General features: G+C 67.0%; 22 protein-coding genes and 1 pseudogene. 14 read left to right on the top strand and 9 right to left on the bottom strand.

Translation table 11 applies throughout. The features are described 5' to 3' along the window. Positions 1–59: 59 nt before the first annotated feature. The 3 genes from PTT45_RS11670 to PTT45_RS11660 all read right to left on the bottom strand — a co-directional run bounded on the left by PTT45_RS11670 (position 60) and on the right by PTT45_RS11660 (position 2,442). Positions 60–821: an SDR family oxidoreductase gene (locus PTT45_RS11670; RefSeq protein ID WP_273813460.1), complete on the bottom strand. Its 762-nt coding sequence runs from the start codon at positions 819–821 to the stop codon at positions 60–62. Positions 822–970: 149 nt separating this feature from the next. Next, positions 971–1,666 carry an orotidine-5'-phosphate decarboxylase gene (pyrF, locus tag PTT45_RS11665; RefSeq protein WP_273813459.1) on the bottom strand — a complete coding sequence of 232 codons (696 nt, stop codon included), beginning with the start codon at positions 1,664–1,666 and terminating at the stop codon, positions 971–973. A gap of 56 nt (positions 1,667–1,722) precedes the next feature. After that, on the bottom strand, positions 1,723–2,442 hold the full coding sequence (locus tag PTT45_RS11660) for a ZIP family metal transporter (RefSeq protein ID WP_273813458.1): 720 nt from the start codon (positions 2,440–2,442) through the stop codon (positions 1,723–1,725). An 86-nt stretch (positions 2,443–2,528) separates the two neighbouring features. Here PTT45_RS11660 and PTT45_RS11655 point away from each other — a divergent pair, with 86 nt between their 5' ends. The 10 genes and pseudogenes from PTT45_RS11655 to cobA all read left to right on the top strand — a co-directional run bounded on the left by PTT45_RS11655 (position 2,529) and on the right by cobA (position 15,031). Further along, the gene (locus PTT45_RS11655) at positions 2,529–2,969 is read left to right on the top strand and encodes a thioesterase family protein (protein ID WP_273813457.1); all 441 of its coding nucleotides are present in this window, start codon (positions 2,529–2,531) and stop codon (positions 2,967–2,969) included. A 433-nt stretch (positions 2,970–3,402) separates the two neighbouring features. Continuing rightward, on the top strand, positions 3,403–4,614 hold the full coding sequence (locus PTT45_RS11650; protein ID WP_273813456.1) for a nitrate/nitrite transporter: 1,212 nt from the start codon (positions 3,403–3,405) through the stop codon (positions 4,612–4,614). Between the two features lie 199 nt (positions 4,615–4,813). Continuing rightward, positions 4,814–6,481, top strand: a complete 1,668-nt coding sequence (locus tag PTT45_RS11645; protein WP_273813455.1) for a protein kinase domain-containing protein — start codon at positions 4,814–4,816, stop codon at positions 6,479–6,481. Between the two features lie 108 nt (positions 6,482–6,589). After that, the gene (locus PTT45_RS11640; protein ID WP_443218189.1) at positions 6,590–7,720 is read left to right on the top strand and encodes an MlaE family ABC transporter permease; all 1,131 of its coding nucleotides are present in this window, start codon (positions 6,590–6,592) and stop codon (positions 7,718–7,720) included. Continuing rightward, positions 7,717–8,496, top strand: a complete 780-nt coding sequence (locus tag PTT45_RS11635) for an ABC transporter ATP-binding protein (protein ID WP_443218178.1) — start codon at positions 7,717–7,719, stop codon at positions 8,494–8,496. The genes PTT45_RS11640 and PTT45_RS11635 overlap by 4 nt, the downstream gene beginning before the upstream one ends. Further along, entirely contained in the window at positions 8,496–9,431 is a 936-nt protein-coding gene (locus PTT45_RS11630; RefSeq protein WP_273813453.1) for an MlaD family protein, read from the top strand. The genes PTT45_RS11635 and PTT45_RS11630 overlap by 1 nt, the downstream gene beginning before the upstream one ends. Beyond that, entirely contained in the window at positions 9,428–10,054 is a 627-nt protein-coding gene (locus PTT45_RS11625; protein WP_273813452.1) for an ABC-type transport auxiliary lipoprotein family protein, read from the top strand. The genes PTT45_RS11630 and PTT45_RS11625 overlap by 4 nt, the downstream gene beginning before the upstream one ends. Before the next feature lie 246 nt (positions 10,055–10,300). Next, a pseudogene (locus tag PTT45_RS22360) lies at positions 10,301–11,521 on the top strand (NAD(P)/FAD-dependent oxidoreductase); the annotation flags it as partial. Positions 11,522–11,561: 40 nt separating this feature from the next. Beyond that, positions 11,562–14,282 (top strand): nitrate reductase, encoded by a 2,721-nt coding sequence (locus tag PTT45_RS11620; RefSeq protein WP_443218188.1) that lies wholly within the window; start codon positions 11,562–11,564, stop codon positions 14,280–14,282. An 11-nt stretch (positions 14,283–14,293) separates the two neighbouring features. Continuing rightward, positions 14,294–15,031: a uroporphyrinogen-III C-methyltransferase gene (cobA, locus tag PTT45_RS11615; protein WP_273813451.1), complete on the top strand. Its 738-nt coding sequence runs from the start codon at positions 14,294–14,296 to the stop codon at positions 15,029–15,031. 101 nt (positions 15,032–15,132) lie between these two features. Here cobA and PTT45_RS11610 read toward each other — a convergent pair whose 3' ends face one another. The 6 genes from PTT45_RS11610 to PTT45_RS11585 all read right to left on the bottom strand — a co-directional run bounded on the left by PTT45_RS11610 (position 15,133) and on the right by PTT45_RS11585 (position 19,499). Continuing rightward, positions 15,133–15,405: a hypothetical protein gene (locus PTT45_RS11610; protein ID WP_273813450.1), complete on the bottom strand. Its 273-nt coding sequence runs from the start codon at positions 15,403–15,405 to the stop codon at positions 15,133–15,135. Between the two features lie 167 nt (positions 15,406–15,572). Next, complete coding sequence (locus tag PTT45_RS11605; RefSeq protein ID WP_273813449.1) at positions 15,573–15,731, bottom strand: DUF2986 domain-containing protein; 159 nt, start codon at positions 15,729–15,731, stop codon at positions 15,573–15,575. Between the two features lie 159 nt (positions 15,732–15,890). Next, positions 15,891–17,543 carry an AMP-binding protein gene (locus tag PTT45_RS11600; RefSeq protein WP_273813448.1) on the bottom strand — a complete coding sequence of 551 codons (1,653 nt, stop codon included), beginning with the start codon at positions 17,541–17,543 and terminating at the stop codon, positions 15,891–15,893. A gap of 118 nt (positions 17,544–17,661) precedes the next feature. Continuing rightward, on the bottom strand, positions 17,662–18,114 hold the full coding sequence (gene sixA / locus PTT45_RS11595; protein ID WP_273813447.1) for a phosphohistidine phosphatase SixA: 453 nt from the start codon (positions 18,112–18,114) through the stop codon (positions 17,662–17,664). Further along, positions 18,111–18,458 (bottom strand): DUF4389 domain-containing protein, encoded by a 348-nt coding sequence (locus tag PTT45_RS11590; protein ID WP_273813446.1) that lies wholly within the window; start codon positions 18,456–18,458, stop codon positions 18,111–18,113. The genes sixA and PTT45_RS11590 overlap by 4 nt, the downstream gene beginning before the upstream one ends. 18 nt (positions 18,459–18,476) lie before the next feature. Then, complete coding sequence (locus PTT45_RS11585; protein WP_273813445.1) at positions 18,477–19,499, bottom strand: NAD(P)H-dependent glycerol-3-phosphate dehydrogenase; 1,023 nt, start codon at positions 19,497–19,499, stop codon at positions 18,477–18,479. 225 nt (positions 19,500–19,724) lie between these two features. On the opposite strand from PTT45_RS11585, the gene PTT45_RS11580 reads away from it, so the two are divergent. The 4 genes from PTT45_RS11580 (at position 19,725) to PTT45_RS11565 (ending at position 25,335) form a co-directional block, all read left to right on the top strand. Beyond that, on the top strand, positions 19,725–21,602 hold the full coding sequence (locus tag PTT45_RS11580; protein ID WP_273813444.1) for an ATP-binding protein: 1,878 nt from the start codon (positions 19,725–19,727) through the stop codon (positions 21,600–21,602). 174 nt (positions 21,603–21,776) lie between these two features. Beyond that, the gene (fabA, locus tag PTT45_RS11575) at positions 21,777–22,292 is read left to right on the top strand and encodes a 3-hydroxyacyl-[acyl-carrier-protein] dehydratase FabA (RefSeq protein WP_043309820.1); all 516 of its coding nucleotides are present in this window, start codon (positions 21,777–21,779) and stop codon (positions 22,290–22,292) included. Between the two features lie 11 nt (positions 22,293–22,303). Continuing rightward, positions 22,304–23,521, top strand: coding sequence for a beta-ketoacyl-ACP synthase I (fabB, locus tag PTT45_RS11570; RefSeq protein WP_273813443.1), 1,218 nt, complete (start codon positions 22,304–22,306; stop codon positions 23,519–23,521). A 188-nt stretch (positions 23,522–23,709) separates the two neighbouring features. After that, entirely contained in the window at positions 23,710–25,335 is a 1,626-nt protein-coding gene (locus PTT45_RS11565; protein ID WP_273813442.1) for a methyl-accepting chemotaxis protein, read from the top strand. The last annotated feature ends 10 nt before the right edge of the window (positions 25,336–25,345 follow it).

Below are 25,345 nucleotides of genomic sequence, written 5' to 3'. Positions count from 1 at the left end.
CCAACGGCCGGCGTACTCGTTACAGAATGCAAAAAGGGCGCCCCCAGGCGCCCTCTCTATCAGATCGCGGTGGCCCCGCCATCCACGGCCAGCGAGTGGCCCGTGGTGAAGGCGGCGGCATCGCTGCACAGATACAGCACCGCAGCGGCGATTTCCTCGACCTTGCCGATGCGCCCGACCGGATGCATGCCGGCGACGAACTCGGCCTTCTTCGGGTCGGACTCGGCGGCACGACGCCACATGTCGGTGTCGATCACCGCCGGGCACACGGCGTTGACGCGAATCTTCTTCTTGCCGTACTCGACGGCAGCAGACTTGGTCAGGCCGATCACCGCGTGCTTGGAAGCGGCATAGATGCTCATCTTCGGCGCTGCGCCGAGGCCGGCGATGGACGCGGTATTAACGATGGCACCACCGCCCTGGGCCTGCAGCAGCGGCAGCTGGTGCTTCATGCACAGCCACACGCCCTTGACGTTGACGCCCATGATCGCGTCGAACTCGGCCTCGCTGCCCTCGGCCAGCTTGCCCTTCTCGATCTCGATGCCGGCGTTGTTGAAGGCGTAGTCGAGGCGCCCGTAGGTGCTCACCACCTGCGCCATCAGCGCCTGGACTTCGGCATCACGGGTCACGTCACAGCGCACGAAGGTGGCATCGCCGCCCGCATCGAGAATCAGCTGGACGGTGCCTTCGCCGCCGCTCACGTCGACGTCGGACACCACCACCTGCAGCCCTTCGGCCGCAAAAGCCTGGGCGGTGGCGCGGCCGATGCCGGCGGCACCGCCGGTGACCAGGGCAACCTTGCCCGAGAAAGTCATGCTCATTTCTGCATCCTCGCAGGGAGTTGGAATTGAGCGGAGTCTAGCCAGCCGCGGCGCGGGCGAGCAGCACTATCAGGGGGCGATGTGCAGGATCATCCAAAGGAATGATGAAGGGCTCATACCTTCTATCACTCCTCTGGATACGAGGAGGGTCAGCCCAGCTCGGCGACGATGTCCGCCAGGGCCTTGGCCGGATCGGCGGCCTGGCTGATCGGGCGACCGATCACCAGGAAGTCGGAGCCTGCGGCCAGGGCCTTAGCCGGAGTGAGAATGCGGCGCTGGTCATCGGCAGCGCTGCCCGCCGGGCGGATACCCGGAGTGACCAGTTGCAGGCCCGGCTGGGCGATCTTCAGCGCCGGTGCTTCCTGGGCCGAGCACACCAGGCCATCCAGCTTGGCTTCGGCGGCCAGGGCCGCCAGACGCAGTACCTGCTCCTGCGGCACCACGTCCAGGCCAATGCCGGCCAGGTCCGATTGCTCCATGCTGGTCAGCACGGTCACGCCGATCAGCAGCGGCTTGGCGCCGGCCAGCTTGTCCAGCTCCTCGCGGCAGGCCGCCATCATGCGCAGGCCGCCGGAGCAGTGCACGTTGACCATCCACACGCCCATCTCAGCCGCGGCCTTGACCGCCATCGCCGTGGTGTTGGGGATGTCGTGGAATTTCAGGTCGAGGAATACCTCGAAGCCCTTGGCATGCAGGGCCTCGACCACCGCCGGACCGCTGCGGGTGAACAGCTCCTTACCGACCTTGACCCGGCACAGCTTGGGGTCCAGGCGCTCGGCCAGGGCCAGGGCGGCATCACGGGAAGGGAAGTCGAGGGCAACGATGATCGGGGTCTGGCAGGACATGGCGGGCTCGCAGGAATCGAAAACCGCGGCATTGTAGCGGAAGCTGCCCGCCGCGGTCAGATCACCTTGTCCAGCGCCAGCGCGGTCATGAAGCCGCTCAGGGTGATCAACCCGGTCAGCGCATGGGTCTCGGCGAAAGCCTCGGGAATCATGCTGTCGACCAGCATGCACAGCACGGCGCCAGCGGAGAAGCCGAGGACGAAGGCCAGCCCGGCATCCGGCAGCCCGGCGAACAGTCCCGGCCCGGCCATGGCCGCCAGCCCCGACAGCAGTACGATCAGCCCCCACAGGCCGAATACCCAGGCACGACTACGGCCCTCGTCGCGCAAGCCGGCGGCGCTGGCCAGGCCCTCCGGCAGGTTGGAAAGGAAGATCGCCACTAGCATCACCAGGCTCACCGAACCGCCATCGAGCAGACCCAGACCTAGGCCCAGCGACTCTGGAATGCCGTCGAGAAACGCCCCCGCCGCGATCAGCAGCCCGGCCATGGCGCCCTTCCCGCCTTGCAGGCGCTCCAGCCAGCGGCTGGCGAGGACGAATACCAGGCCACCGCAGAACATCCCGGCCAGGCTCGGCACATGCCCACCCAGGCGCAGCGCGTCCGGCAGCTGCTCGAAGCAGATCGCGGCGATCAGCACCCCGCTGCCGTAAGCCATGATCGAGGCCACCGCCTTGCGCGGCAGCCTGGCGAATACGCCGATGGCCGCCCCCAGCAACAGGCTGCTGGCCGCCAGCCAGCCCCACAGACCGGCCTGCAGGGTCATGTTCAACGCCATGGGCTCTCCTCATTCATGACGACAATGATTTCGTACCGCAGCGCCGAGGGTAGACTGTCGCCCCCATTTCCGACCAGGCAGCAGTCATGGCCCGTCTCCAGCTCGACTTTTCCCAGCAGCAGTTCTGCTACAGCACCCACATGACGGTACGCAGCACCGACATCAATGCCAGCAACCACCTGGGCAACGACGCCATGATCTCGATGATCTCCGAAGCCCGTGCGCGCTTCCTGTTCGACTTCGGCATCCGCGAGGCCGACCAGCAGCACGGCATCATCGTCACCGACCTGGCCACCATGTACCGCGCCGAGTCGCACTCGCGCGACCAGCTGCTGTTCGAGGTCGGCGTGATGGACTTCAACCGCTACGGCGGCGACATCATCTTCCGCATCACCCGCCCGGCGGACGGCACGCTGATCGCTCTGGCCAAATCCGGCTTCGTGTTCTTCGACTACCACATCGGCAAGGTGGTACAGATGCCGGACGCGTTCCGCGAGACCTTCCCGGACGTCAACTGGCTGGACTGATCGGCGCCGAACAGAGAACCATCGCCCCGACTCAGTGCGCGCCCCGCACCCCGCGCACCGTCTTGAATCGAATCACCCCGCACGCCAGCCGCTGAGCCGCCATTTTCCGGTGCCGGCGCAGTTTGGCCCAAGTATTGCTCAAGCCCTGTCACAGGCATCCAACGGCGGTTGCCCACGATACGACAAAGGCGTCGCACCTCCCCGCTCAGGCGGTCAGTGGTGCGGCGCCTTTTGCGTTTCCGCCCCAGCGCATGGGGCGGTCGGCGGACCGCGATCCGGACGTCGACCGGTAACTCTCTCAACCTGGCTGTGGCTTCGGCCACGGGGCCGGGCGCCACAAGCGCCGGGCTCATCCCTCCGGCGACGAGGCGGCGTGCCCACGATCACGCCACCTCGCCGCCGGCGGGACTCTAACTCGATGATGAGGTGTTGGATGAATACAAGTTTCTGGAAAGCCGGCCACGCACCGACGCTGTTCGCCGCGTTCCTCTATTTCGACCTGAGCTTCATGGTCTGGTACGTGCTCGGCCCGCTGGGCGTGCAGATCGCCACCGATCTGGGCCTGACCACCCAGCAGCGCGCCATGATGGTCGCCACGCCGATCCTGGCCGGCGCCGTGCTGCGCCTGTTCATGGGCGCCCTGGCCGACCGTACCTCGCCGAAGACCGCCGGCCTGCTGGGCCAGAGCATCGTCATCGGCGCCCTGGCCGTGGCCTGGCTGCACGGCATCCACAGCTATGAGCAGGCGCTGCTGCTCGGCCTGTTCCTCGGTTTCGCCGGTGCATCCTTCGCCGTGGCTCTGCCGCTGGCCTCCCAGTGGTACCCGCCGCAACACCAGGGCAAGGCCATGGGCATCGCCGGCGCCGGCAACTCCGGCACCGTGCTGGCCGCGCTGTTCGCGCCGGGCCTGGCCGCCATCTTCGGCTGGGGCAACGTGTTCGGCCTGGCGCTGATTCCGCTGGTGCTGACCCTGGTGATCTTCGCCGGCGTCGCCAAGAACGCCCCCGAGCGCCCTGCTCCCAAGGCGATGGCCGACTACCTCAAGGCTCTCGGTGACCGCGACAGCTGGTGGTTCATGTTCTTCTACAGCATCACCTTCGGCGGCTTCCTAGGCCTGGCCAGCACCCTGCCCGGCTACTTCCACGACCAGTACGGCTTCGACCCGGTCAAGGCCGGTCTGTACACCGCCGCCTGCGTGTTCGCCGGCAGCATGATGCGTCCGCTGGGCGGCGCCCTGGCTGACCGCATCGGCGGCATCCGCTCGCTGCTGGTGATGTACACCTGCGCCTCCATCTGCATCGCCGCGGTCGGCTTCAACCTGCCCAGCGCCTACGCTGCACTGGGCCTGTTCGTGGCCGCCATGCTCGCCCTGGGCGCCGGCAACGGTGCGGTGTTCCAGCTGGTGCCGCAGCGCTTCCGCAAGGAAATCGGCGTGATGACCGGCCTGGTCGGCATGGCCGGCGGCATCGGCGGCTTCTGCCTGACCGCCGGCCTGGGCGCGATCAAGCAGGCCACTGGCGACTACCAGCTGGGCCTGTGGCTGTTCGCCAGCCTCGGCGTGCTGGCCTGGTTCGGCCTGCACGGCGTCAAGCTGCGCTGGCGTACCACCTGGGGCAGCGCGGCAGTGACCGCCGCCCGCGTCTGATCCAGCCAGCCGGGCGCCACGTGCGCCCGGCCTCGTGGCAGGACGGTTGCGACAAAGGCCGGGCCGAACGAGGCTCGATGCACTGGTCAGGAAAGGTGGAGTGGCGACACTCCTTGGAGCCAAGCCGGCCCGGCCTTTGTCTCAACCGACTTGAATACTCACGGGCGCCTCACGGCGCCCTTCGCACAAGAGAGCCCGCATGGCCCTGCAACTGAGCTTCGGCGAAGCCACCGCCACCGGCCCGCGCACGGAAAACCAGGACGCCATCCGCGTGGTCACCCCGGCGCCGACACTGGCGGCCAGCAAGGGCTTCCTGTTCGCCCTGGCCGATGGCGTCAGCCAGTGCGCCGACGGCGGCCTGGCCGCCCGCGCCACCTTGCAGGCCCTTGCCCTGGACTACTACTCGACGCCGGAGACCTGGGCCGTGCCGCAGGCGCTGGATCGTCTGCTGGTCGCCCATAACCGCTGGCTGCAGGCCAATGGCGGCGGCCAGCCGCTGCTCACTACCCTCTCCGCCCTGGTCCTGCGCGGGCGCCGTTTCACCCTGGCGCATGTCGGCGACTGCCGCGCCTATCGCCTGCATGCCGGCCAGCTGGAGCGCCTCAGCGAGGACCACGTGTGGGAGCAGCCTGGCATGCAGCACGTGCTCAAGCGTGCCATGGGGCTGGATCAACATCTGGTGGTGGATTACCTGGAGGGCGAGCTGCGCGAGGACGAACGCTACCTGCTGGTCAGCGACGGCGTGTGGTCGACCCTCGGCGACTCCGGCATCCGCAGCCTGCTGCTGGACGAGAACGACCCGGCCGCCGCCTGCCAGGCGCTGGTCGCCGCCGCCCACCTGGCCGGCAGCCAGGACAACGCCAGCGCCGTGCTGGTGCAGGTCGACACGCTGCCGGACAACGACCTGGCCGACACCCTGGCGCAGCTGCAGCAATGGCCGCTGCCGCCCAAGCTGCGCGAGGGCCAGGAGTTCGAGGGCTGGCAGATCGAGCGGGTACTGGCCGAGTCGCGCCAGTCGCTGGTGTACCGGGTGCGCGATGCCCAGGCTCGGCGCTGGCTGCTCAAGACCCTGCCAGCCAGCCGCCACGACGAGGCCCAGGCCGGCCCTGCGCTGCTGCTCGAGGAATGGTTCCTGCGTCGCGTAGCCGGGCGCCACTTCCCCGAGGCGCACCCGCTGCCGCAGCGCCAGCACCTCTACTACGTGCAGCGCGAGTACGCCGGCCAGACCCTGGCCGAGCACCTGCGCCTGTCCGGGCAACTGGGCCTGCCGGAGTGGCTGGACCTGGCCCCCCGCCTGCTCAAGGCCCTCGGCCTGCTGCACCGGCGCAACATCCTGCACCGCGACATCAAGCCGGAGAACCTGCTGTGGTGCGACGACGGCGAACTGCGCCTGCTCGACTTCGGCCTGGCCTATTGCCCCGGCCTGTCCCGTGACGAGCAGCACGCCCTGCCCGGCACGCCCAGCTACATCGCCCCGGAGGCCTTCGCCGGCGCCGCCCCGGATCGCCAGCAGGACCTCTATGCAGCCGGCGTCACGCTGTACCGCCTGCTCACCGGGCACTACCCCTATGGCGAGATCGAGGCGTTTCAGCATCCGCGCTTCGGCAAGCCTGCCGCGCCCAGCCGCTACCGCCCGGACATCCCCGCCTGGCTCGACGACTGCCTGCTGCGCGCCGTCGCCGCCAGCCCCGGCGAGCGCTTCGAGACCGCCGAGGAATGGCTGCTGGTGGTCGAACAGGGCGAGCGCCAGGCGCTCAACGTGCGCCCGCGCCCGCTGCTGGAGCGCGAGCCGCTGAAGGTCTGGCGTGGCGTCGCCCTCGTCTCGCTGCTGGTCAACCTGGCGCTGCTGATCGGCCTGCTGCAGTAGCGGCGGCCATCCGCGAAAACTGACCAGGTCGCCAGCCGGCGGCGCCTCCTTTACACTGCCCGGAACCCATGGCGACTCTCTGCCATGCCCGTTCCAGCCGCATTCAGGATGATCATGGCGCAGGCCGGCAGCATCGAACTGGACACCACTTCCGGCACGCCCCGCACGCTGTTGCGCGGCGACTGGACCCTGGCCCACTACCTCGTGCTGCGCGAGCGACTCGCCAACCAACCCAAGCCGGAGCGCGTCGACCTGAGCCAACTCGGCCAGCTCGATACCGCCGGCGCCTCGCTGCTCAGCGACTGGCTGGGAGCCGAGCGCCTGGGCCTGCTGGTCGACCAGGCCAGCGACCTGCCCGCCGAACGCCTGGCCCTATTGCGCACCGTGAGCAGCGCCCTGCGCGACGTGCCGGTGGTCTGCCCGCCACCGCCGCCGTCCACCACCCGTGAAGTGCTCGAACACATCGGCACCACCGTCAGCGGCCAGTTCCTCCAGCTGCGCGCCCTGCTCGGCTTCCTCGGCCTGACCCTGGCCAGCCTGGTGCAGAGCCTGTGGCGCCCGCGGCGCTGGCGCATCACCTCGCTGGCCGCGCATATCGAGCAGATCGGCCTCAACGCCATCCCGATCATCGCCCTACTGACCTTCATGGTCGGCGCGGTGGTGGCGTTCCTCGGCGCCACCGTGCTCGAGCAGTTCGGCGCCACCATCTACACCGTGCACCTGGTGGCGTTCTCCTTCCTGCGCGAGTTCGGCGTGCTGCTCACCGCCATCCTCATGGCCGGGCGCACCGCCAGCGCCTTCACCGCGCAGATCGGCGCGATGAAGGCCAACGAGGAGATCGACGCGATCCGCGCCCTCGGCCTCGATCCCATGGAGCTGCTGGTGCTGCCGCGCGTACTGGCGATGCTGATCTGCCTGCCGATCCTGACCTTCATCGCCATGCTCTGCGGCATCGTCGGCGGTGGCGTGGTCAGTACCCTGCTGCTGGACGTCTCACCGACCCTGTTCCTCAACATCCTGCAAACCGACATTCCGGTGCAGCACTTCTATATCGGCCTGGTGAAGGCGCCGTTCTTCGCCATGCTGATCGCCATCATCGGCTGCCTGGAAGGCTTCAAGGCCAGCGGCAGCGCCAAGTCGGTGGGCGACCACACCACCAGCAGCGTGGTGCAGTCGATCTTCGTGGTGATCCTGCTCGACGCCCTCGCCGCGCTGTTCTTCATGGAGATGGGCTGGTGAGCGCGCTGGTCGAGGTCCGCGGCCTGCGCAACCAGTTCGGCGCGCAGGTGGTGCACGACAAACTCGACCTGGATATCCGCCATGGCGAGATCCTCGGCGTGGTCGGCGGCTCCGGCACCGGCAAGTCGGTGCTGCTGCGCAGCATCGTCGGCCTGCTGCGCCCGGCCGCCGGCCGCGTCACAGTATTCGGCGAAGACCTGCTGAGCCTGCCAGCCGAGCGCCGCTCGCAGGTGGAACGGCGCTTCGGCGTGCTGTTCCAGCGCGGCGCCCTGTTCTCCTCGCTGAGCGTGGTGGAGAACATCGCCCTGCCGCTGATCGAGCACGCCGGCCTGCCGCGCAGCGATGCCGAGCACCTGGCGCGCCTCAAGGTGGCCCTGGCCGGCCTGCCGGTAGGCGCCGGCGACAAGTACCCGGACGAATTGTCCGGCGGCATGGTCAAGCGCGCCGCCCTGGCCCGCGCCCTGGCTCTGGATCCGGAGATTCTGTTCCTCGACGAGCCCACCGCCGGCCTCGACCCGATCGGCGCCGCCGCCTTCGACCAATTGATCCGCACCCTGCGCGACGCCCTCGGGCTCAGCGTGTTCCTGATTACCCACGACCTGGACACCCTCTACAGCATCTGCGACCGCGTCGCCGTGCTGTCACGCAAGCGCGTGCTGGTGGCCGACCGCCTCGATGTGGTCGCCGCCACCGACGACGCCTGGGTCCGGGACTACTTCCACGGCCCACGCGGCCGCGCCGCCGCCCAGGCGATCCTGCGTTCGGAGACACCCTGATGGAAACCCGCGCCCACCACGTATTGATCGGCCTGTTCACCGTGCTGGCCCTGGGCAGCGCGCTGCTGTTCGCCCTCTGGCTGGGCAAATCCAGCGTCGACAAGGAATTCCGCCTGTATGACGTGGTGTTCAACGAGGCGGTGACCGGCCTGTCGCTGGGCAGCGCCGTGCAGTACAGCGGCATCAAGGTCGGCGACGTCAGCCACCTCAGCCTCGACCCGCAGGACCCGCGCAAGGTCCGCGTGCGCATCCGCGTCGGCCCGGAAACCCCGATCAAGCAGAACACCCATGCGCGCCTGGCCATCACCGGCGTCACCGGCAACGCCATCATCCAGCTCTACGGCGGCACCCCCGCCAGCCCGCGCCTGGAAACCCGCAACGACAAGCCCAGCGAGATTCCCGCCGATCCGTCACCTCTGGCACGCCTGCTGGCCAACGGCGAGGACCTGGTCGGCAACATCAACAACTTGCTGATCAACGCCAACCGGCTGTTCTCCGACGAGAACCTGGCCCACGTCGGCAACACACTCAAGCAACTGGACCAGACCACGGCAGTGATCGCCGAGCAGCGTGACGGCATCCGCCAGACCCTGGCGCAACTCGGCGAGGCCAGCCACCAGGCCAACCTGACCCTGCAGCGCAGCGCGGCGCTGGCGCAGAAGGCCAACTCACTGGTCGACGAACAGGGCAGCGCGATCTTCCAGCGCACCGAGCAGGCCGTGGCCGCGCTGGAGCGCAGCAGCCGCAGCCTGGAACGCCTGCTGGCCGACAACCAGAACGCCCTCACCAGCGGCCTGCAAGGCGTCGGCGAGATCGGCCCGGCCATTGCCGAACTGCGCGCCACCCTGGCCGTGCTGCGCCAGTCCAGCCGGCGCCTGGCGGACAACCCCGGCGCGCTGCTCGAACGCGAACAGAATCAGGAGTTCGAACCATGATCCACACCCTGCGCGCCCTCTCCGTCCTGGCCCTGAGCAGCCTGCTCGGCGCCTGTTCGCTGCTGCCCGAGGCACAGGTGATCGACACCTACCTGCTGCCACCCTCCACCCTGGCCCGCCAGGCCAGCGCCGCGCAGCTTACCCGCACCCTGAGCATCGTGCGCCCGCAGGCCAGCCAGGCGCTCGACAGCACGCGCATCGCCGTGCTGCCGGAAGGCAATCGCATCAGCAGCTACAAGGGCGCGCGCTGGGCAGACCCGGCGCCGTTGCTGCTACGCGATCGGCTGGTCAGCGTGCTGCGCAGTGACGGCCGCTTCCAGGCGCTGGTCAGCGACGACCAGCAGCTGCACAGCGACCTGGAACTGCTCGGCAGCCTGCTGAGCTTCCAGAGCGAGTACCGCGACGGCCAGCCCTACGCGGTGATCCGCCTGGATGCGCAGCTGGTCGACAGCAGCAGCCGGAGGGTGCTCGCCAGCCATCGCTTCGATGTCAGCCAGGGCAGCAGCGATGCCCAGGTCGTCTCCCTGGTCGCCGCGTTCGGCACGGCCAGCGACACGCTGGCGAGCGAGTTGATCGACTGGTTGCTGGCAACGGCCGCCACGCCCGGCAAATCCGCACCATGAGCGCGCAAAACGCCCCATGACTGTGCGCCATCTAGCCGAGAAACCCGGCAAAAACGCCTAGAAACGCCTCATCGAGGGGTTGGCACACTCCCTGCTTCAGCACAGGCAACAGACATAGAGTCCGCCCTTCAATGGCGAAGTGCGACTCGCCCCGACCGATCGGGATCAGGACAAAGGCGTCCTCGCTAGGCAGCTAGCGGGACGCCTTTTTTGTTTGCCACGATTTTTACCTGGGAGATGGCCGGCATGAACAAACTCAAGCTGGTGATGGTAGGCAACGGTATGGCCGGGGTCAGAACGCTGGAGGAGCTGCTCCGGCTCGCCCCCGACCTGTACGAGATCACCGTGTTCGGCGCCGAGCCGCACCCCAACTACAACCGCATCCTCCTGTCCCCCGTGCTGGCCGGCGAACAGAGCTTCGAGGAAATCGTGCTCAACGGCGTCGACTGGTATGAGCAGCATGGCATCGACCTGCGCCTGGGCCGCAAGGTGGTCGCCATCGACCGCAAGAAGCGCCTGGTGATCGCCGACGACGGCAGCAGCGCCCAGTACGACCGCCTGATCCTCGCCACCGGCTCCAACCCCTTCATCCTGCCTGTGCCGGGCAACCGCCTGGAGGGCGTGATCGCCTACCGCGACATTGCCGACACCCGCCAGATGATGGACACCGCCCAGACCCACAGCCACGCCGTGGTCATCGGCGGCGGTCTGCTCGGTCTGGAGGCGGCCAACGGCCTGCGCCAGCGCGGCATGGACGTGACCGTGGTGCACCTGGCCGACTGGCTGCTGGAGCGCCAGCTGGACCGCACCGCCGGCGAACTGCTCAAGCAGGCGCTGGAAGCCCGAGGTATCCGCTTCCGCCTCAGCGAACAGACCGAGGAGCTGCTCGACTACGGCACCGGCCGGGTCTGCGCCGTGCAGTTCAAGAGTGGCGACACCATTCCCGCCGACCTGGTGGTGATGGCTGCCGGCGTGCGCCCCAACACCGAACTGGCCGAGAAGGCCGGCATCCCCTGCAACCGTGGCATCCAGGTGGACGACTGCCTGCAGACCTACGACCCGCGCATCTACGCGGTCGGCGAATGCGCCAACCATCGCGGCATCGCCTACGGCCTGGTGGCCCCGCTGTTCGAGCAGGCCAAGGTCTGCGCCAACCACCTGGCCATGCTCGGCACCGCGCGCTACCAGGGCTCGGTGACCTCGACCAAGCTCAAGGTCACCGGCATCGACCTGTTCTCCGCTGGCGACTTCATGGGCGGCGACGGCACTGAGAGCATCATCCTCTCCGACCCCATCGGCAGCGTGTACAAGAAGCTGGTGATCAAGGACGACGTGCTGGTCGGCGGCTGCCTGTACGGCGACACCCTGGATGGCAGCTGGTACTTCCAGCAGATCTGCGGCGGTGCCGACATCAGCGGCGTGCGCGATCACTTGATGTTCGGCCAGGCCAGCATCGATGCGGCCGGCCTGGGCGCGAGCGAAGGTGTCGTCCGTGCCTGAAGCCGCCCTGCAACCCGCCAGCCAGACCACCGCTGCCACCTGCTGCTACTGCGGCGTGGGCTGCGGTGTGCTGATCGAGCACGACGGCGAGAAGATCCTCGGCGTGAGCGGCGATCCCTCGCACCCGGCCAACTTCGGCCGCCTGTGCAGCAAGGGCTCGTCCCTGCACCTGACCGGCGACCTCGACGCCCGCGCCCTGTACCCCGAGCTGCGCCTGGGCAAAGGCCTGGCCCGTACCCGCAGCGGCTGGAACAGCGCCCTGGATCACGCCGCCAATGTGTTCGCCGAAACCATCCGTGAGCACGGCCCGGACAGCGTGGCCTTCTACATCTCCGGCCAGTTGCTGACCGAGGACTACTACGCCTTCAACAAGCTGGCGCGCGCCCTGGTCGGCACCAACAACATCGATAGCAACTCGCGCCTGTGCATGAGCTCGGCGGTGGTCGGCTACAAGCGCAGCCTAGGCGCCGACGCGCCGCCGTGCAATTACGAGGACATCGAACTGGCCGATTGCCTGCTGATCGCCGGCAGCAACATGGCCTACGCCCACCCGATCCTGTTCCGTCGTCTGGAAGCGGCCAAGGCCGCGCGACCGGAGATGAAGGTCATAGTGGTCGACCCACGGCGCACCGACACCTGCGAGCTGGCCGACCTGCACCTGGCCATCGCTCCCGGCACCGACGTGGCGCTGTTCCACGGCCTGCTGCACCTGCTGCTAGCCTACGGCAACTATGACTTCGCCTATATCGAGGCCCACACCGAAGGCTTCGACGCCCTGCGCGAACTGGCCGCCGACTACCCGCCGAGCGAAGTGGCGCGCCTGTGCTGCATCGACGAAGCCGACCTGCGCCGCGCCGCCGAGATGATTGGCCGTTCGCCGGCCTTCCTCTCGCTGTGGTGCATGGGCCTCAACCAGTCCACCGCCGGTAGCGCCAAGAACAGCGCGCTGATCAACCTGCACCTGGCCACCGGCCAGATCGGCAAGGTCGGCGCCGGCCCCTTCTCCCTCACCGGCCAGCCCAATGCCATGGGCGGCCGCGAGACCGGCAGCCTGAGCAACCTGCTGCCCGGCCACCGCGAGGCCGGCAATGCCGAGCACCGCGCCGAAGTCGCCCACTACTGGGGCGTGGACGGCCTGCCGGAGAACACCGGCCTGTCCGCCATCGAACTGTTCGAGGCGGTGCGCGAGGGCAAGATCAAGGCCCTGTGGATCGCCTGCACCAATCCGGCCCAGTCCCTGCCGGACCAACAGAAGGTCCACGAGGCCCTGGCTGGCTGCCCCTTCGTGGTGGTGCAGGAAGCCTTCTTCACCACCGAAACCTGCCACTACGCCGACCTTCTGCTCCCAGCCGCCAGCTGGGGAGAAAAAGAGGGCAGCGTGACCAACTCCGAGCGGCGCGTGACCCACGTGCGCCGCGCCGTGCCAGCGCCCGCAGAGGCGCGGCCGGATTGGTATATCGCCTGTGACTTCGCCCGTCGCCTGGAACAACAGCTCCGCCCCGGCCTGCCAAGCCTGTTCGACTTCGCCAGCGCGCAGGCGCTGTTCGAGGAATACAAGCACCTGACCCAGGGCCGCGACCTGGACCTCTCCGGTCTCAGCTACGCGATCCTGGACGACCAAGGTCCACAACAATGGCCTTTCCCGGCCGGCGCCCAACAAGGCACCGCGCGGCTGTACGGGAACGGCATCTTCCCCACCGCAAGCGGCCGAGCGCGCTTCGTCGCCGATCCGTTCGTACCAGCCAGGGAGCGCCAGGAAAGCGAATTCCCGCTGCTGCTCAACACCGGGCGCCTGCGCGACCAGTGGCACGGCATGAGCCGCACCGGTACCGCCGCACGGCTGTTCGGCCACGCCCCCGAGGCGGTGCTGAGCCTGCACCCGGACGAGCTGCGCCAGCGTGGCCTGCAGCCAGGCGAGCTGATTCACCTGCGCAGCCGCCGCGGCGGGCTGATCCTGCCGGTGCAGGCCGACGATGCGCTGCGTCCTGGCCAGGCCTACCTGCCGATGCACTGGGGCAACCGCTTCCTCAAGGGCCTGGGCACCAACGTGCTGACCCAGCCGGCCTTCGACCCGCTGTCCAAGCAGCCGGAACTGAAGATCAGCAGTGTGGACGTCGAGCGTGCCGAGCTGCCCTGGCAGTTCTTCGCCCTGATCGAAGGAGAGGTGCAGAGCCGCTTCGAGGCCCTGCGCCCGCTGTTCGAACGCTTCGCCTACGCCAGCCTGACGCCGACCGGCCGCGAGCAACGCCCGGCCCTGCTGATCAAGGCTGCTGCCGAAGCGGCGCCGGATGCCGACCTGCTGGCCGAGATCGACAGCCTGATCGGCGTCGACCAGGGTCCAGTGCTGGCCTATGACGACGCGCAGCGCCGCGTGGGCAAGCGCGTGCGCATCGAGGACGGACGCATCGTCGCCGTGCGCCTGGCCGGCGAAACCGCCGCCCGCGACTGGCTCAAGGGCCTGTGGGAACAGGGCAGCACCGATGCCGACCTGCGCCGCTGGCTGCTCGCCCCGCTGGCCACCCCGCCGGGTGGCGGCATGAAGGCCAGCAAGGTGCTGTGCAACTGCATGAACGTCAGCCAGGACGCGGTGTGCGCCGGTATCGAGCGCGGCCTGGACCTGGACGGGCTCAAGCGCGAACTGAAGTGCGGCACCAGCTGCGGCTCGTGCGTGCCGGAAATCAAACGACTGCTGGTCACCCATGTGGCCGCCGTCGCCGTGGAAGCCTGAGGAGTAGAACCATGAATGCAAAAGTCTGGCTGGTGGGCGCAGGCCCTGGCGATCCGGAATTGCTGACCCTCAAGGCGGTGAAGGCCCTGCAACAGGCCGATATCGTGATGATCGACGACCTGGTCAACCCCTCCGTGCTAGAGCACTGCCCGGATGCCCGCGTCGTGCCGGTGGGCAAGCGCGGCGGCTGCCGCTCCACTCCGCAAGAATTCATCCACCGCTTGATGCTGCGCTATGTGCGCCAGGGCAAGTGCGTGGTGCGCCTGAAAGGCGGCGACCCGTGCATCTTCGGTCGCGGCAGCGAGGAGGCCGACTGGCTGGCCGAGCACGGAGTGGAAGTGGAGATGGTCAACGGCATTACCGCCGGCCTGGCCGGTGCCACCAACTGCGGCATCCCCCTGACCCTACGCGGCGTGGCCCGCGGCGTGACCCTGGTCACCGCCCACACCCAGGACGACAGCAGCCTCAACTGGCAGGCCCTGGCCCAGGGTGGCACCACCCTGGTGGTGTACATGGGCGTGGCCAAGCTCCCCGAGGTGCGCGACAGCCTGCTGGCCGGTGGCATGCGCGGCGACATGCCGGTGGCGATGATCGAGAACGCCTCGCTGCCGCAGCAGCGCGAGTGCCGCAGCACCCTGGCCGGCATGCAGCAGGCGGCTATCGATTTTGCCCTGAAGAGCCCGGCGATCCTGGTGATCGGCGAAGTGGCTGCGCAGCAACAGATTCAAGCTTTGGCAGAGATTGCCTGATCCCCTTCGCTCCTGCGGAGTAGTGCCTCGCCCGGCCGCATGGCCGGGCTTTTTTTATCTGATGGTTTAACCACGCAGCGTTGAATAGCCAGGCAGAAGGCTCACATCAATGCGGGGTCGGGAAACGGCAGCTGGTCTTGCGAACTGCTGGGCTGCGCCTGCCAGGTAGAGCCACTGCGGTAGAAGTCTGCCTGGGTCTCCGAGGTGCCCGCGCCGATGCTGATGGCCACGGTGCAGGCCACCTGCCCGGCGTGCTCTGCCTCCACCGCCGCGATACATGTGCCCAGCTTGGTCGTGACCTGATCCTGCATCTCACCCAGGTCGAGCATCTTGACGATGGCCTCGGTCGCTTCCTGCTGATTGGGCAACGTCAACTGGGCTGGCGCTGACGTTTCTGCGTGGGAAGCACCAGCAGCCAGGCAGAGCAGAAGAAGAGTCGAATGAAGTCGCATATCCATAGCCTCAGAACCAATGTGTGAATGAATGGTTAGACCGCCGTCCTAGCAGTGAAGGAAGAGAGGTTAATCGCGGGGTAAACGGGTCAGTCTTCGGCAGGCGTGCCCAGGCCTTGCTCGGCATCCAGCTTCAGGCGATCCGCCTTGCTGATGTACTTGGGCTTGTTGCTTTTGGGCGCCAGCTTGGCGCTGGCCTTCTTGGCGTGGGCCTTCAACAACTGATTAATCTTCTTGCGCCGATTCATGCTCTTCCAACCGATCTGTAGGCCGCGCGAACAATAGCAGATCGGCCGCACACCTTTGGCGCAGAGCACGCTCGAACCCACCAGAGCAGGTTCGTCGAGCGAAAGGATGGAGCGGGACTATCAGCCCGCGCGAGCGCGGGCTTTAGCGACCAGCGGAACCTAGTGCCACACCACCCCTTCGCGCTTCTGGCCCCAGGTATCGAAGTGAGGGCTGTAGGCCGTCTCCACCGAGGCGCGCTTGATCTTCAGGGTCGGCGTGAGGAAGCCGTTGTCCACCGCCCAGACCTCGGGCACCAGCACCAGGCCGTTGAGCTGCTCGTGCTTGTCCAGCACCTGGTTGGTCTCCTCCAGCAGGCGCTTGAGGCTGCCTTCCAGCTGCTCGCGCGGCTCCTTGCGGCCGGCCTCGGACAACACGCACAGGGCCAGCGGCTGCGGCAGGCCGTCACCGACCACGCAGACCTGCTCGATGTGGTTGTGCACGGCCAGGCGGTTTTCGATCGGCGCCGGGGCCACGTACTTGCCCTTGCTGGTCTTGAAGATTTCCTTGATGCGCCCGGTCAGGCGCAGGTTGCCGTCGGTATCCTGCTCGCCCTTGTCGCCGGTGCGCAGGTAGCCTTCCTCGGTCAGCGCCTCGGCGGTCTTGCCAGGCTCCTTGTAGTAGCCCTGCATGGTCGAGCCGCTGCGCACCAGCACCTCGCCCTCCTCGCTGATGCGCACCTCGACACCCGGGTTGTTCTGGCCGATCCAGCCCTTCTTGAACAGGCCGGGGCGGCATACGTGCGAGTAGCCACAGTTCTCGGTCATGCCGTAGACCTCCTGCAACTCGAGGCCCATGCGGCGATACCAGCCGAGTAGCGCGTCCGGCACCGGCGCGGCGCCGGATAGCGCGTAGCGCACCGCGTCCAGGCCCAGCCCACGCAATACCTTCTTGCCGACCAGGCGCCCGACCAGGGGAATCGAAAGCAGCCGATCGAGCTTCTTGGCCGGCATCTTGGAGTAGACGCCCATCTGGAACTTGGTCCAGATGCGCGGCACGCCGAAGAACACGGTCGGCCGGGCGCGACGCAGGTCGTCGACGAAGGTGTCCAGGCTCTCGGCGAAGAACACGGTCATGCCGCTGTACAACGAGTTGAGCTCGATGAACATGCGCTCGGCCACATGACACAGCGGCAGGTAGGACAGCCCCCGGTCATCCTCGCCGACGCCGAACAGTGAAGTGGCCTGGCTGGCGGTGAAGCCGAAATTGCCGAAATTGTGCATCACGCCCTTGGGCATGCCGGTGGTGCCGGAGGTGTAGATGATGGTGGCGAGCTGCTCAGGCTGGTTGCGCGGCTTGTCCTGAATCGGCGCGCAGGCCTGCAGGTCCTGCCAGGCGAGGTCGAAGCGGTCATCCGGATGCAGCGGCAGCGATACCGTGGTCACGCCCTCCGGTACGCCCGGGGCCATGGCCGACCAGTCGTCCAGCTTGCCGACGAAGGCAACCCTGGCTTCGGCGTGCTCGAGCACCTGGCGCACCGACTCGGCGGTGAGGTTGGGATACAGCGGCACCGAGACGTGCCCGGCCATCCAGATCGCCAGGTCGGTGACGATCCAGTGGGCGCAGTTCTTCGAGATGATCGCGATCTTGCTGCCCTGCTCCAGCTCCAGGCTGCGCAACCAGGCGGCTGCGCGCCGCGCCTGTTCGCCGACCTCGGCCCAGGTGAGCTGTTCTACGCGCCCACCACCCAGCGGCTGGATCAGGTAGGTCTTGTTCGGATGACGCGACTCCCGCTCGAAGAACGCTTCGAGCGGCAAACGGACTGCACTGGCCACGGGGCCTCCTTGTTTATTGTTTTTGTCACAGGGAGCAACCAAGCACTTGCTTGGTTGAATATTCCATGCGTCAGGAGGTGTCGCAAGTGAAGAAATGTTACAGGGCGATTGAGCGGCTCTAGCGCGGGTGATACAGCGCAGCGAGGGTCATCAGGCCGGGCACCGGCTCACCTTCCAGGACCACCAGACTGGCGGTATGCAGTCCCAGCGGCTGTTGCAGGTGGCCGTGGATCAACAGGCCGGAGAGATTGCCGAGCAGGGGGTTGTGGCTGACCAGCAGGCAGTCGCCGGGATAGTCGTCCAGCCGGTTGGCGGCCTCGCGCGCGGAGTCATCCGGGGTGGCCCACTCCACCGTGGTCAGAGGCAGCGCCAGGCCGAGCACCTCGCGGACGATCTGCGCCGTCTGCTGTGCACGCAGATAGGGGCTGACCAGGATGTGCGAGAGCGGCCGGCCGCGCAGATGCTCGGCACTCCTGCGCACCTCCTTGCGACCGTGGTCGGTCAGCGGCCGCTCGGCGTCGCTACGCGCGCGCGGCTCCGCCTCGCCATGGCGCAGCAGCCAGAGGGTCACAGCTTGGGTTCTTCGTCACGTACCGGGTGCGGTGCAGGCGGGACGCTGTGCGGCTCGTTGTCTTCTGGGGCACGGGCGCTCGGCCAATCGGCGAAGGGCCAGGGCTTCTCTTCACTGTTGAAGGTGCCGAAGCGACCGATCTGCTGCAGATACTGGCTGAGGCTGTCGCCAAAACCCTGCAGGCCACCGTTGGGTGCGCCGTAGAACAGGCGATAGCCCAGCTGCAGCAGGACCACGCCAGCCAGGACGATCTCGGCCAGTTGCCAGACGATGGCGAAGATCAACATCCACAGGATGCGCAGGGCGATGGACTCGCGCTCCAGTTCCTTGCTCGGTTCGCTCATGGTGCTCTCCTTGGGGGATCAGAAACCGCTGGGGGAAATGAAATCTACATCTGTCTTAGGTTCGCCGCGCATCAGCGCCTGGATCACCTGTTCCAGGGTGCGTCCTTCGAACAGGATGGCATGCAGGCCGGCGACCAGAGGCATGTAGACCTGCAGCTCCTCGGCCTTGCTCTTGAGTACCTTGAGGGTGTTGACGCCCTCGGCCACCTCGCCCAGGCGCGCTACCGCGTCCTCCAGCGAAAGGCCTTCGCCGAGGGCGTGGCCCACTTGGTAGTTGCGGCTCTTCGGCGAAGAACAGGTAACGATCAGATCGCCCACGCCGGCCAGGCCGAGGAAGGTCATGGGGTTGGCGCCCAGGGTGACCGCGAAGCGGGTCATCTCGGCCAGCGCGCGGGTGATCAGCATGCTCTTGGTGTTCTCGCCCATGCCCAGTGCGGCGGCCATGCCGGCGATGATGGCGTAGACGTTCTTCAGCGCACCGCCCAGCTCCACGCCGAAGCTGTCGCGGCTGGCATAAACACGGAAGGTGCGGCCGTGCAGCGCGGACTGCACGCGTTGGCAGAGTTCTTCGTCCTCGCTGGCGATCACCGTGGCGGTCAGCGCGTGGTCGGCGATTTCACGGGCCAGGTTGGGCCCGGACAGCACGCCGATACGCGCCTGCGGCGCCACTTCGGCGAGGATCTGACTCATCAGCTTGAAGCTCTCGGCCTCGATGCCCTTGGTGGTGCTGACCAGCAGCTTGCCCACCAGACCGTCGGCCACCGGCTGCAGGACCTTGCGCAGGGCCGACGAGGGGATGGCGACGAACACCAGCTCGCAGGCGGCCAGGGTCGCCGGCAGGTCGGTCACCGGCTCGACGCCCGGCAACAGCTTGATGCCCTTGAGATAGCGCGGGTTCTCGCGCTGGGTACGCATGGCCTCGGCCTGCTCGGGATCACGCATCCACTGCAGGACACGCTGGCCGTTGGCGGCCAGGAGGTTGGCGATGGCGGTGCCGAAGCTGCCGCCGCCCAGTACTGCAACGGGTTGTTGCTCGGTCATAGTAAATCCAGACAAGCCATCCGAATGGCGAATTCCCTCATTATCACGAACCCTCGGCCGACCGGCCAGTCCCACGCATGACCCGCGCTGGCAAAGCCGGGCATCTCGGTTAACATGCGCCTGTCATGCCAGAGAACAAGGCCGTTCCGTGCACGCTCTTCCCATCTCGCCGCTTCTCGTTCAGCCGCCCACCACTTTCCGGTGCGTGACGGAGGATGGCGCGCCATGATCTTCGGCCGCAATTGGGACATCCATACCCGCACCCAGCTGATCAGTGTCGGCCCGGCGCTGCTGCTGACCCTGCTGCTGACCGGCTTCTTCACCCACACCCGCCTGGAAGACCTGCGCTACGAGATCAGCCAGGCCGGGCAACTGATGGCCAACCAGCTGGCGCCAGCTGCCGCGCATGGCGTGGCCATCGGTGACACGCAAGTGCTGGAAGGCCTGCTGCGCGCCACCCTGCAGACCCCCAACGTGCGCTTCCTCGAGATCCGCGACCGGGCCGAAAACATTCTGGTCTATGTCGAGCGCCACCGGGATCAGGCGACCTCGCAGGTAGAGGTCTTCCGCACGCCGATTCGCCGCGAGAACGGCGCCACCGACGATTACCTGGGCCAGGTAGTGGTCGGCATGTCGGACGAATCCTTCTCCAGTCGCCAGCAGGCCATCCTGCTCAAGGCCACCGTGCTGGCGCTGATCGCCCTGGTGCTGACCTTCTTTGTCGCCCGCCAACTGGCACGACGCCTGGCCCAGCCCCTGAGCGCCATGGGCCGTGCCCTGGAAGCGATCAAGGCTGGCGACTATCGCAGCAACCTGGCGGAGACCGACACCGGCGAGCTGGGCGACCTGGCGCGGCACATCAATACCCTGGCCTCCGAGCTGGAGCGAGCCGAGCGCGAGCAGCGCGAGGCCATGCAGCAGCTGATCCAGACCCGCGAGGAGGCCGAACAGGCCAACCGCGCCAAGTCCGACTTCCTGGCGATGATGAGCCACGAGCTGCGCACGCCGATGAATGGCGTGCTGGGCATGCTGCAGCTGCTGGAAACCACCGAGATGACCCAGGAGCAGGAGGAATACACGGCGCTGGCCACCGAATCCACCGAGCACCTGCTCAAGGTGATCAACGACATCCTCGACTTCTCGCGCATCGAGCGCGGTGCCCTGGAGCTGGAGCGCATTCCCTTCAGCCTGCTGGAGCTGCTGCAGGGCTCGATCCAGGTGTTCCAGCACAGCGCCCAGCAGCGCGGCCTGTATCTGCGCCTGGAGAACCAGGCCGGCCTGGAAGACTTCGAGGTACAGGGCGACCCGACCCGTATCCGCCAGATCCTGGTCAACCTGCTGGGCAACGCCCTGAAGTTCACCGAGGAAGGTGGCATCCGTATCGAGACCCACTGGCAGCCGCTGGACAACGAGGTGCTGTGGTTCACCTGCTCGGTACGCGACAGCGGCATCGGCATTGCGGCGCCGCGCCTGGAGCACATGTTCGACGCCTTCCAGCAGGCCGACAACTCCATCTCCCGCCGTTACGGTGGCACCGGCCTGGGCCTGCCCATCGCCCGCACCCTGGCCGAGCGCATGGGTGGCACTCTGCATGCCAGCAGCGAGGAAGGCGCCGGCTCGGTGTTCACCCTGGAGATTCCCCTGCCCTTCAGCCCGCGCAGCAGCGCCGACGACGCCCAGGAGAACCAGCAGAGCCTCGGCGGCGAGAACCAGGAGGTGCTGCTGGTAGAGGACAACCCGGTCAACCAGACCGTCATAGAGGCCATGCTGCGCAGCCTCGGCTATCGCGTGGCACTGGTGGGCGACGGTGCCCAGGCGGTGCAGACATTCGATGCCCAGCGCTTCGCCGCGGTGCTGATGGACTGCCGGCTACCGGTAATGGATGGTTACGAAGCAACCCGACAAATCCGTGAACTGGCGCCACAATGCGCTACGCCGATCATCGCGCTGACCGCCAACGCGCTGCAGGGCGACCGCGAAGCCTGCCTGCAGGCCGGCATGAACGACTATCTGGCCAAGCCGTTCAAACGCGCCGATCTGGAACGAGTATTGCTGCGTTGGGTGGGCAAGCGCAGCCACGGCGCGGAACGCCAGGAATACTAGACTCGCAGGGGGTCGGAGCTCGGCAATGACCTGCGACAAGGAAGTCCGGTATACAAGTGTTCACACTGATCTGTGACTTTCACTAGGACGCAACAGTCTATGACTAGTCTGCCGCTACACAAGAAAACCCGCGGCGCAGCTTAGCCCCGCCAAGGGGACCATTGAGGAGTTCGCATGACCAAGCAAAACGCCTATACCCGGGAAGAACTGCTCGCCTGCAGCCGCGGCGAACTGTTTGGCCCAGGTAACGCGCAGTTGCCCGCCCCAAACATGCTGATGATGGATCGCATCGTCCATATCAGTGAAACCGGCGGTAAATACGGCAAGGGCGAAATCGTCGCCGAACTCGACATCAATCCGGATCTCTGGTTCTTCGCCTGCCACTTCGAGGGCGACCCGGTAATGCCAGGCTGCCTGGGCCTCGACGCCATGTGGCAGCTGGTTGGCTTCTATCTCGGCTGGCAGGGCAACCCCGGCCGCGGCCGTGCCCTGGGTTCGGGCGAAGTGAAATTCTTCGGCCAGATCCTGCCGACTGCGAAAAAGATCACCTACAACATCCAGATCAAGCGCACCATCAACCGCTCGCTGATCCTCGGCATCGCCGATGGTACCGTCAGCGTCGATGGCCGCGAGATCTACAGCGCCGAAGGCCTCCGCGTCGGCCTGTTCACTTCCACTGACAGCTTTTAAGGGTTATCCGCATGCGTCGCGTCGTGATCACTGGCCTGGGCATCGTTTCCTGCCTGGGCAATGACAAGGAAACCGTTTCCGCCAACCTGCGTGCAGGCCGGGCCGGCATCCGCCACAACCCGTCCTATGCCGAAATGGGCCTGCGTAGCCATGTTTCCGGCTCGGTCGACCTGAACCTCGAAGAACTGATCGATCGCAAGCTCTTCCGCTTCATGGGCGATGCCGCCGCCTACGCCTACCTGGCGATGGAACAGGCAATCAAGGACTCCGGCCTCAGCCAAGAGCAGATATCCAACCCGCGTACCGGCCTGATCGCCGGCTCCGGTGGCGCCTCTACCGTCAACCAGATGGAAGCCATCGACACCCTGCGCGAGAAGGGCGTCAAGCGCATCGGCCCATACCGCGTGACCCGCACCATGGGCAGCACCGTATCCGCGTGCCTGGCCACTCCCTTCCAGATCAAGGGCGTGAACTTCTCCATCTCCTCCGCCTGCGCCACCAGCGCCCACTGCATCGGCCAGGCCATGGAGCAGATCCAGCTCGGCAAGCAGGACGTGGTCTTCGCCGGCGGCGGTGAGGAAGAACACTGGAGCCAGAGCTGCTTGTTCGACGCCATGGGCGCCCTCTCCACCCAGTACAACGACACCCCGGAGAAGGCCTCCCGCGCCTACGACGCCAAGCGTGACGGCTTCGTCATCGCCGGCGGCGGCGGCATGGTGGTGGTCGAGGAACTGGAACACGCCCTCAAGCGCGGCGCCAAGATCTACGCGGAAATCGTCGGCTACGGCGCCACTTCCGACGGCTACGACATGGTCGCTCCGAGCGGCGAAGGCGCGATCCGCTGCATGCAGCAGGCGCTGTCCACCGTCGACACCCCGATCGACTACCTGAACACCCACGGCACCTCCACCCCGGTCGGCGACGTCGCCGAGATCCGCGGCGTACGTGAAGTGTTCGGCGACAAGGCTCCGGCCATCAGCTCGACCAAGAGCCTGTCCGGCCACAGCCTGGGCGCCGCCGGCGTGCACGAGGCGATCTACTGCCTGCTGATGATGGAAGGCAACTTCATCGCCGGCTCGGCCAACATCGACGAGCTGGACCCGGAAGTGGCCGACCTGCCGATCCTGCGCGAGACCCGCGAGAACGCCAAGCTGGACACCATCATGTCCAACAGCTTCGGCTTCGGCGGCACCAACGCCACCCTGGTGCTCAAGCGCTACTCGGCCTGACGCCAACGCCCTCGCAACACCCTCCCCTCCATGCCCGTATCCTCGATACGGGCATGGTCGTTTCTGCAGCCCGGAAATTGCACACCCGCCGTGCTCAGCGACACGCTGACAGTCAGCGCAACGCGTAGGGCTTCCTATACTTTTCCTGAGCCGCCCCGACTCATATCGCCGCCCCGGAGAAGTACCCCATGATCCTGCGCCAGTTTCCCATCGCGCCACGCGCGGCCTTCGGCTTCGCCATCATCACCCTCCTACTGATATTCACCGGCCTGTTCTCCCTCAACCGCATGTCGGTGATCAACGACGCCTCCACCGAGATCAGCCAGAGCTGGCTGCCCAGCGTGCGCAACATCGCCCAGATGAACCTCGCCGTGACCGAGGTACGCCAGCTCCAGCTCGGCCATGTGCTGGCCGCGGACGCGTCCGACAAACAATTCCTCGAAACGCGCCTGCGCGAGATCATCGGCAACCTGGAAAAGGCTGAACGCAGCTACGAAGCAGACATGGACAAAGGCCGCGACCAGGAACTGTTCCAGCGCTACCAGCAGGAGAAAAAGGGCCTCATCGCCGGTGTCGAGCAATTGCTGAAGCTCTCCAACGCCAACGAGACCGCGACCGCCACCGAACTGGTGCAGGGGCCGCTGCTGGATAACTACAAGGCCACCTTCGGCGCCCTAACCGAACTCGCCGAGTTCAACACCCAAGGCGCTAACGCCGCCAACACCAAGGCCGACGAGGACTATGCCAGCGCCACCAACGCGGTCATCGCCGTGCTGGTGATTGCCGCACTGGTCACCGTCGCCCTCGCCTGGCTGCTGACCCGCAGCATCACCCAGCCGCTGAGCGAGGCCGTGCAGGTCGCCGGCGTGGTGGCCAGCGGCAACCTTACCGGGCGCATCGACGCCAGCGGCAAGGACGAACCTGCGCAACTGCTGGCAGCACTGCAACGCATGCAGCAGCAGTTGCGCGGCACCATCCAGCAGATCGGCAACTCCGCCACCCAATTGGCCTCCGCCGCCGAGGAGCTCAATGCGGTGACCGAGGAAGGCAACCGCGCGATCACCCGCCAGCACGACGAAATCGAGATGGCCGCCACCGCGGTGAACGAGATGACCAGCGCAGTCGAGGAAGTGGCGCGCAACGCCAGCTCCACCTCCGATGCCTCGCGCGCCTCCGAGGAGTCGGCGCAGTCCGGCCGCGACCGCGTGCAGCAAACGGTGCAGGCAATCCGCAGCATGAGCCAGGACGTCGCCCACACCTCAGCGCTGGTGGAGGGGCTGGCCGAGCGCGCACAGAGCATCAGCAAGGTGCTCGACGTGATTCGCGCCATCGCCGAACAGACCAACTTGCTAGCCCTCAACGCGGCCATCGAGGCCGCTCGCGCGGGCGAGCAAGGCCGGGGCTTTGCCGTGGTGGCCGACGAAGTACGGGCCCTGGCCCATCGCACCCAGGAGTCCACCCGCGAGATCGAGCAGATGATCGGCAGTATCCAGAGCGGCACAGGCGAAGCCGTGGGCGCGATGAACCAGAACGATCAGCGCGCCCGGCAGATGCTGGAGATCGCCGAAGCCGCCGGCCAGGCCCTGGTGGAGATCACCGAGCAGGTCGGGCAGATCAACGAGCGCACCCTGGTGATTGCCAGCGCGGCCGAAGAGCAAGCCCAGGTGGCACGCGAGGTGGACCGAAACCTGGTCAACATCCGTGATATCTCGGTACAGACCGCCACCGGCGCCAACCAGACGGCCGCGGCCAGCCACGAGCTGTCGCGTCTGGCCGTGGAACTCAACGGCATGGTCGCGCGCTTCACCGTGTAGGTTGCACGAG

Source organism: Pseudomonas sp. Gutcm_11s, from assembly GCF_028649395.1.
Lineage (GTDB): Bacteria > Pseudomonadota > Gammaproteobacteria > Pseudomonadales > Pseudomonadaceae > Aquipseudomonas.
Note: the sequence above shows the minus strand (reverse complement) of the source record. Positions and strands in the feature narration are given on the sequence as shown.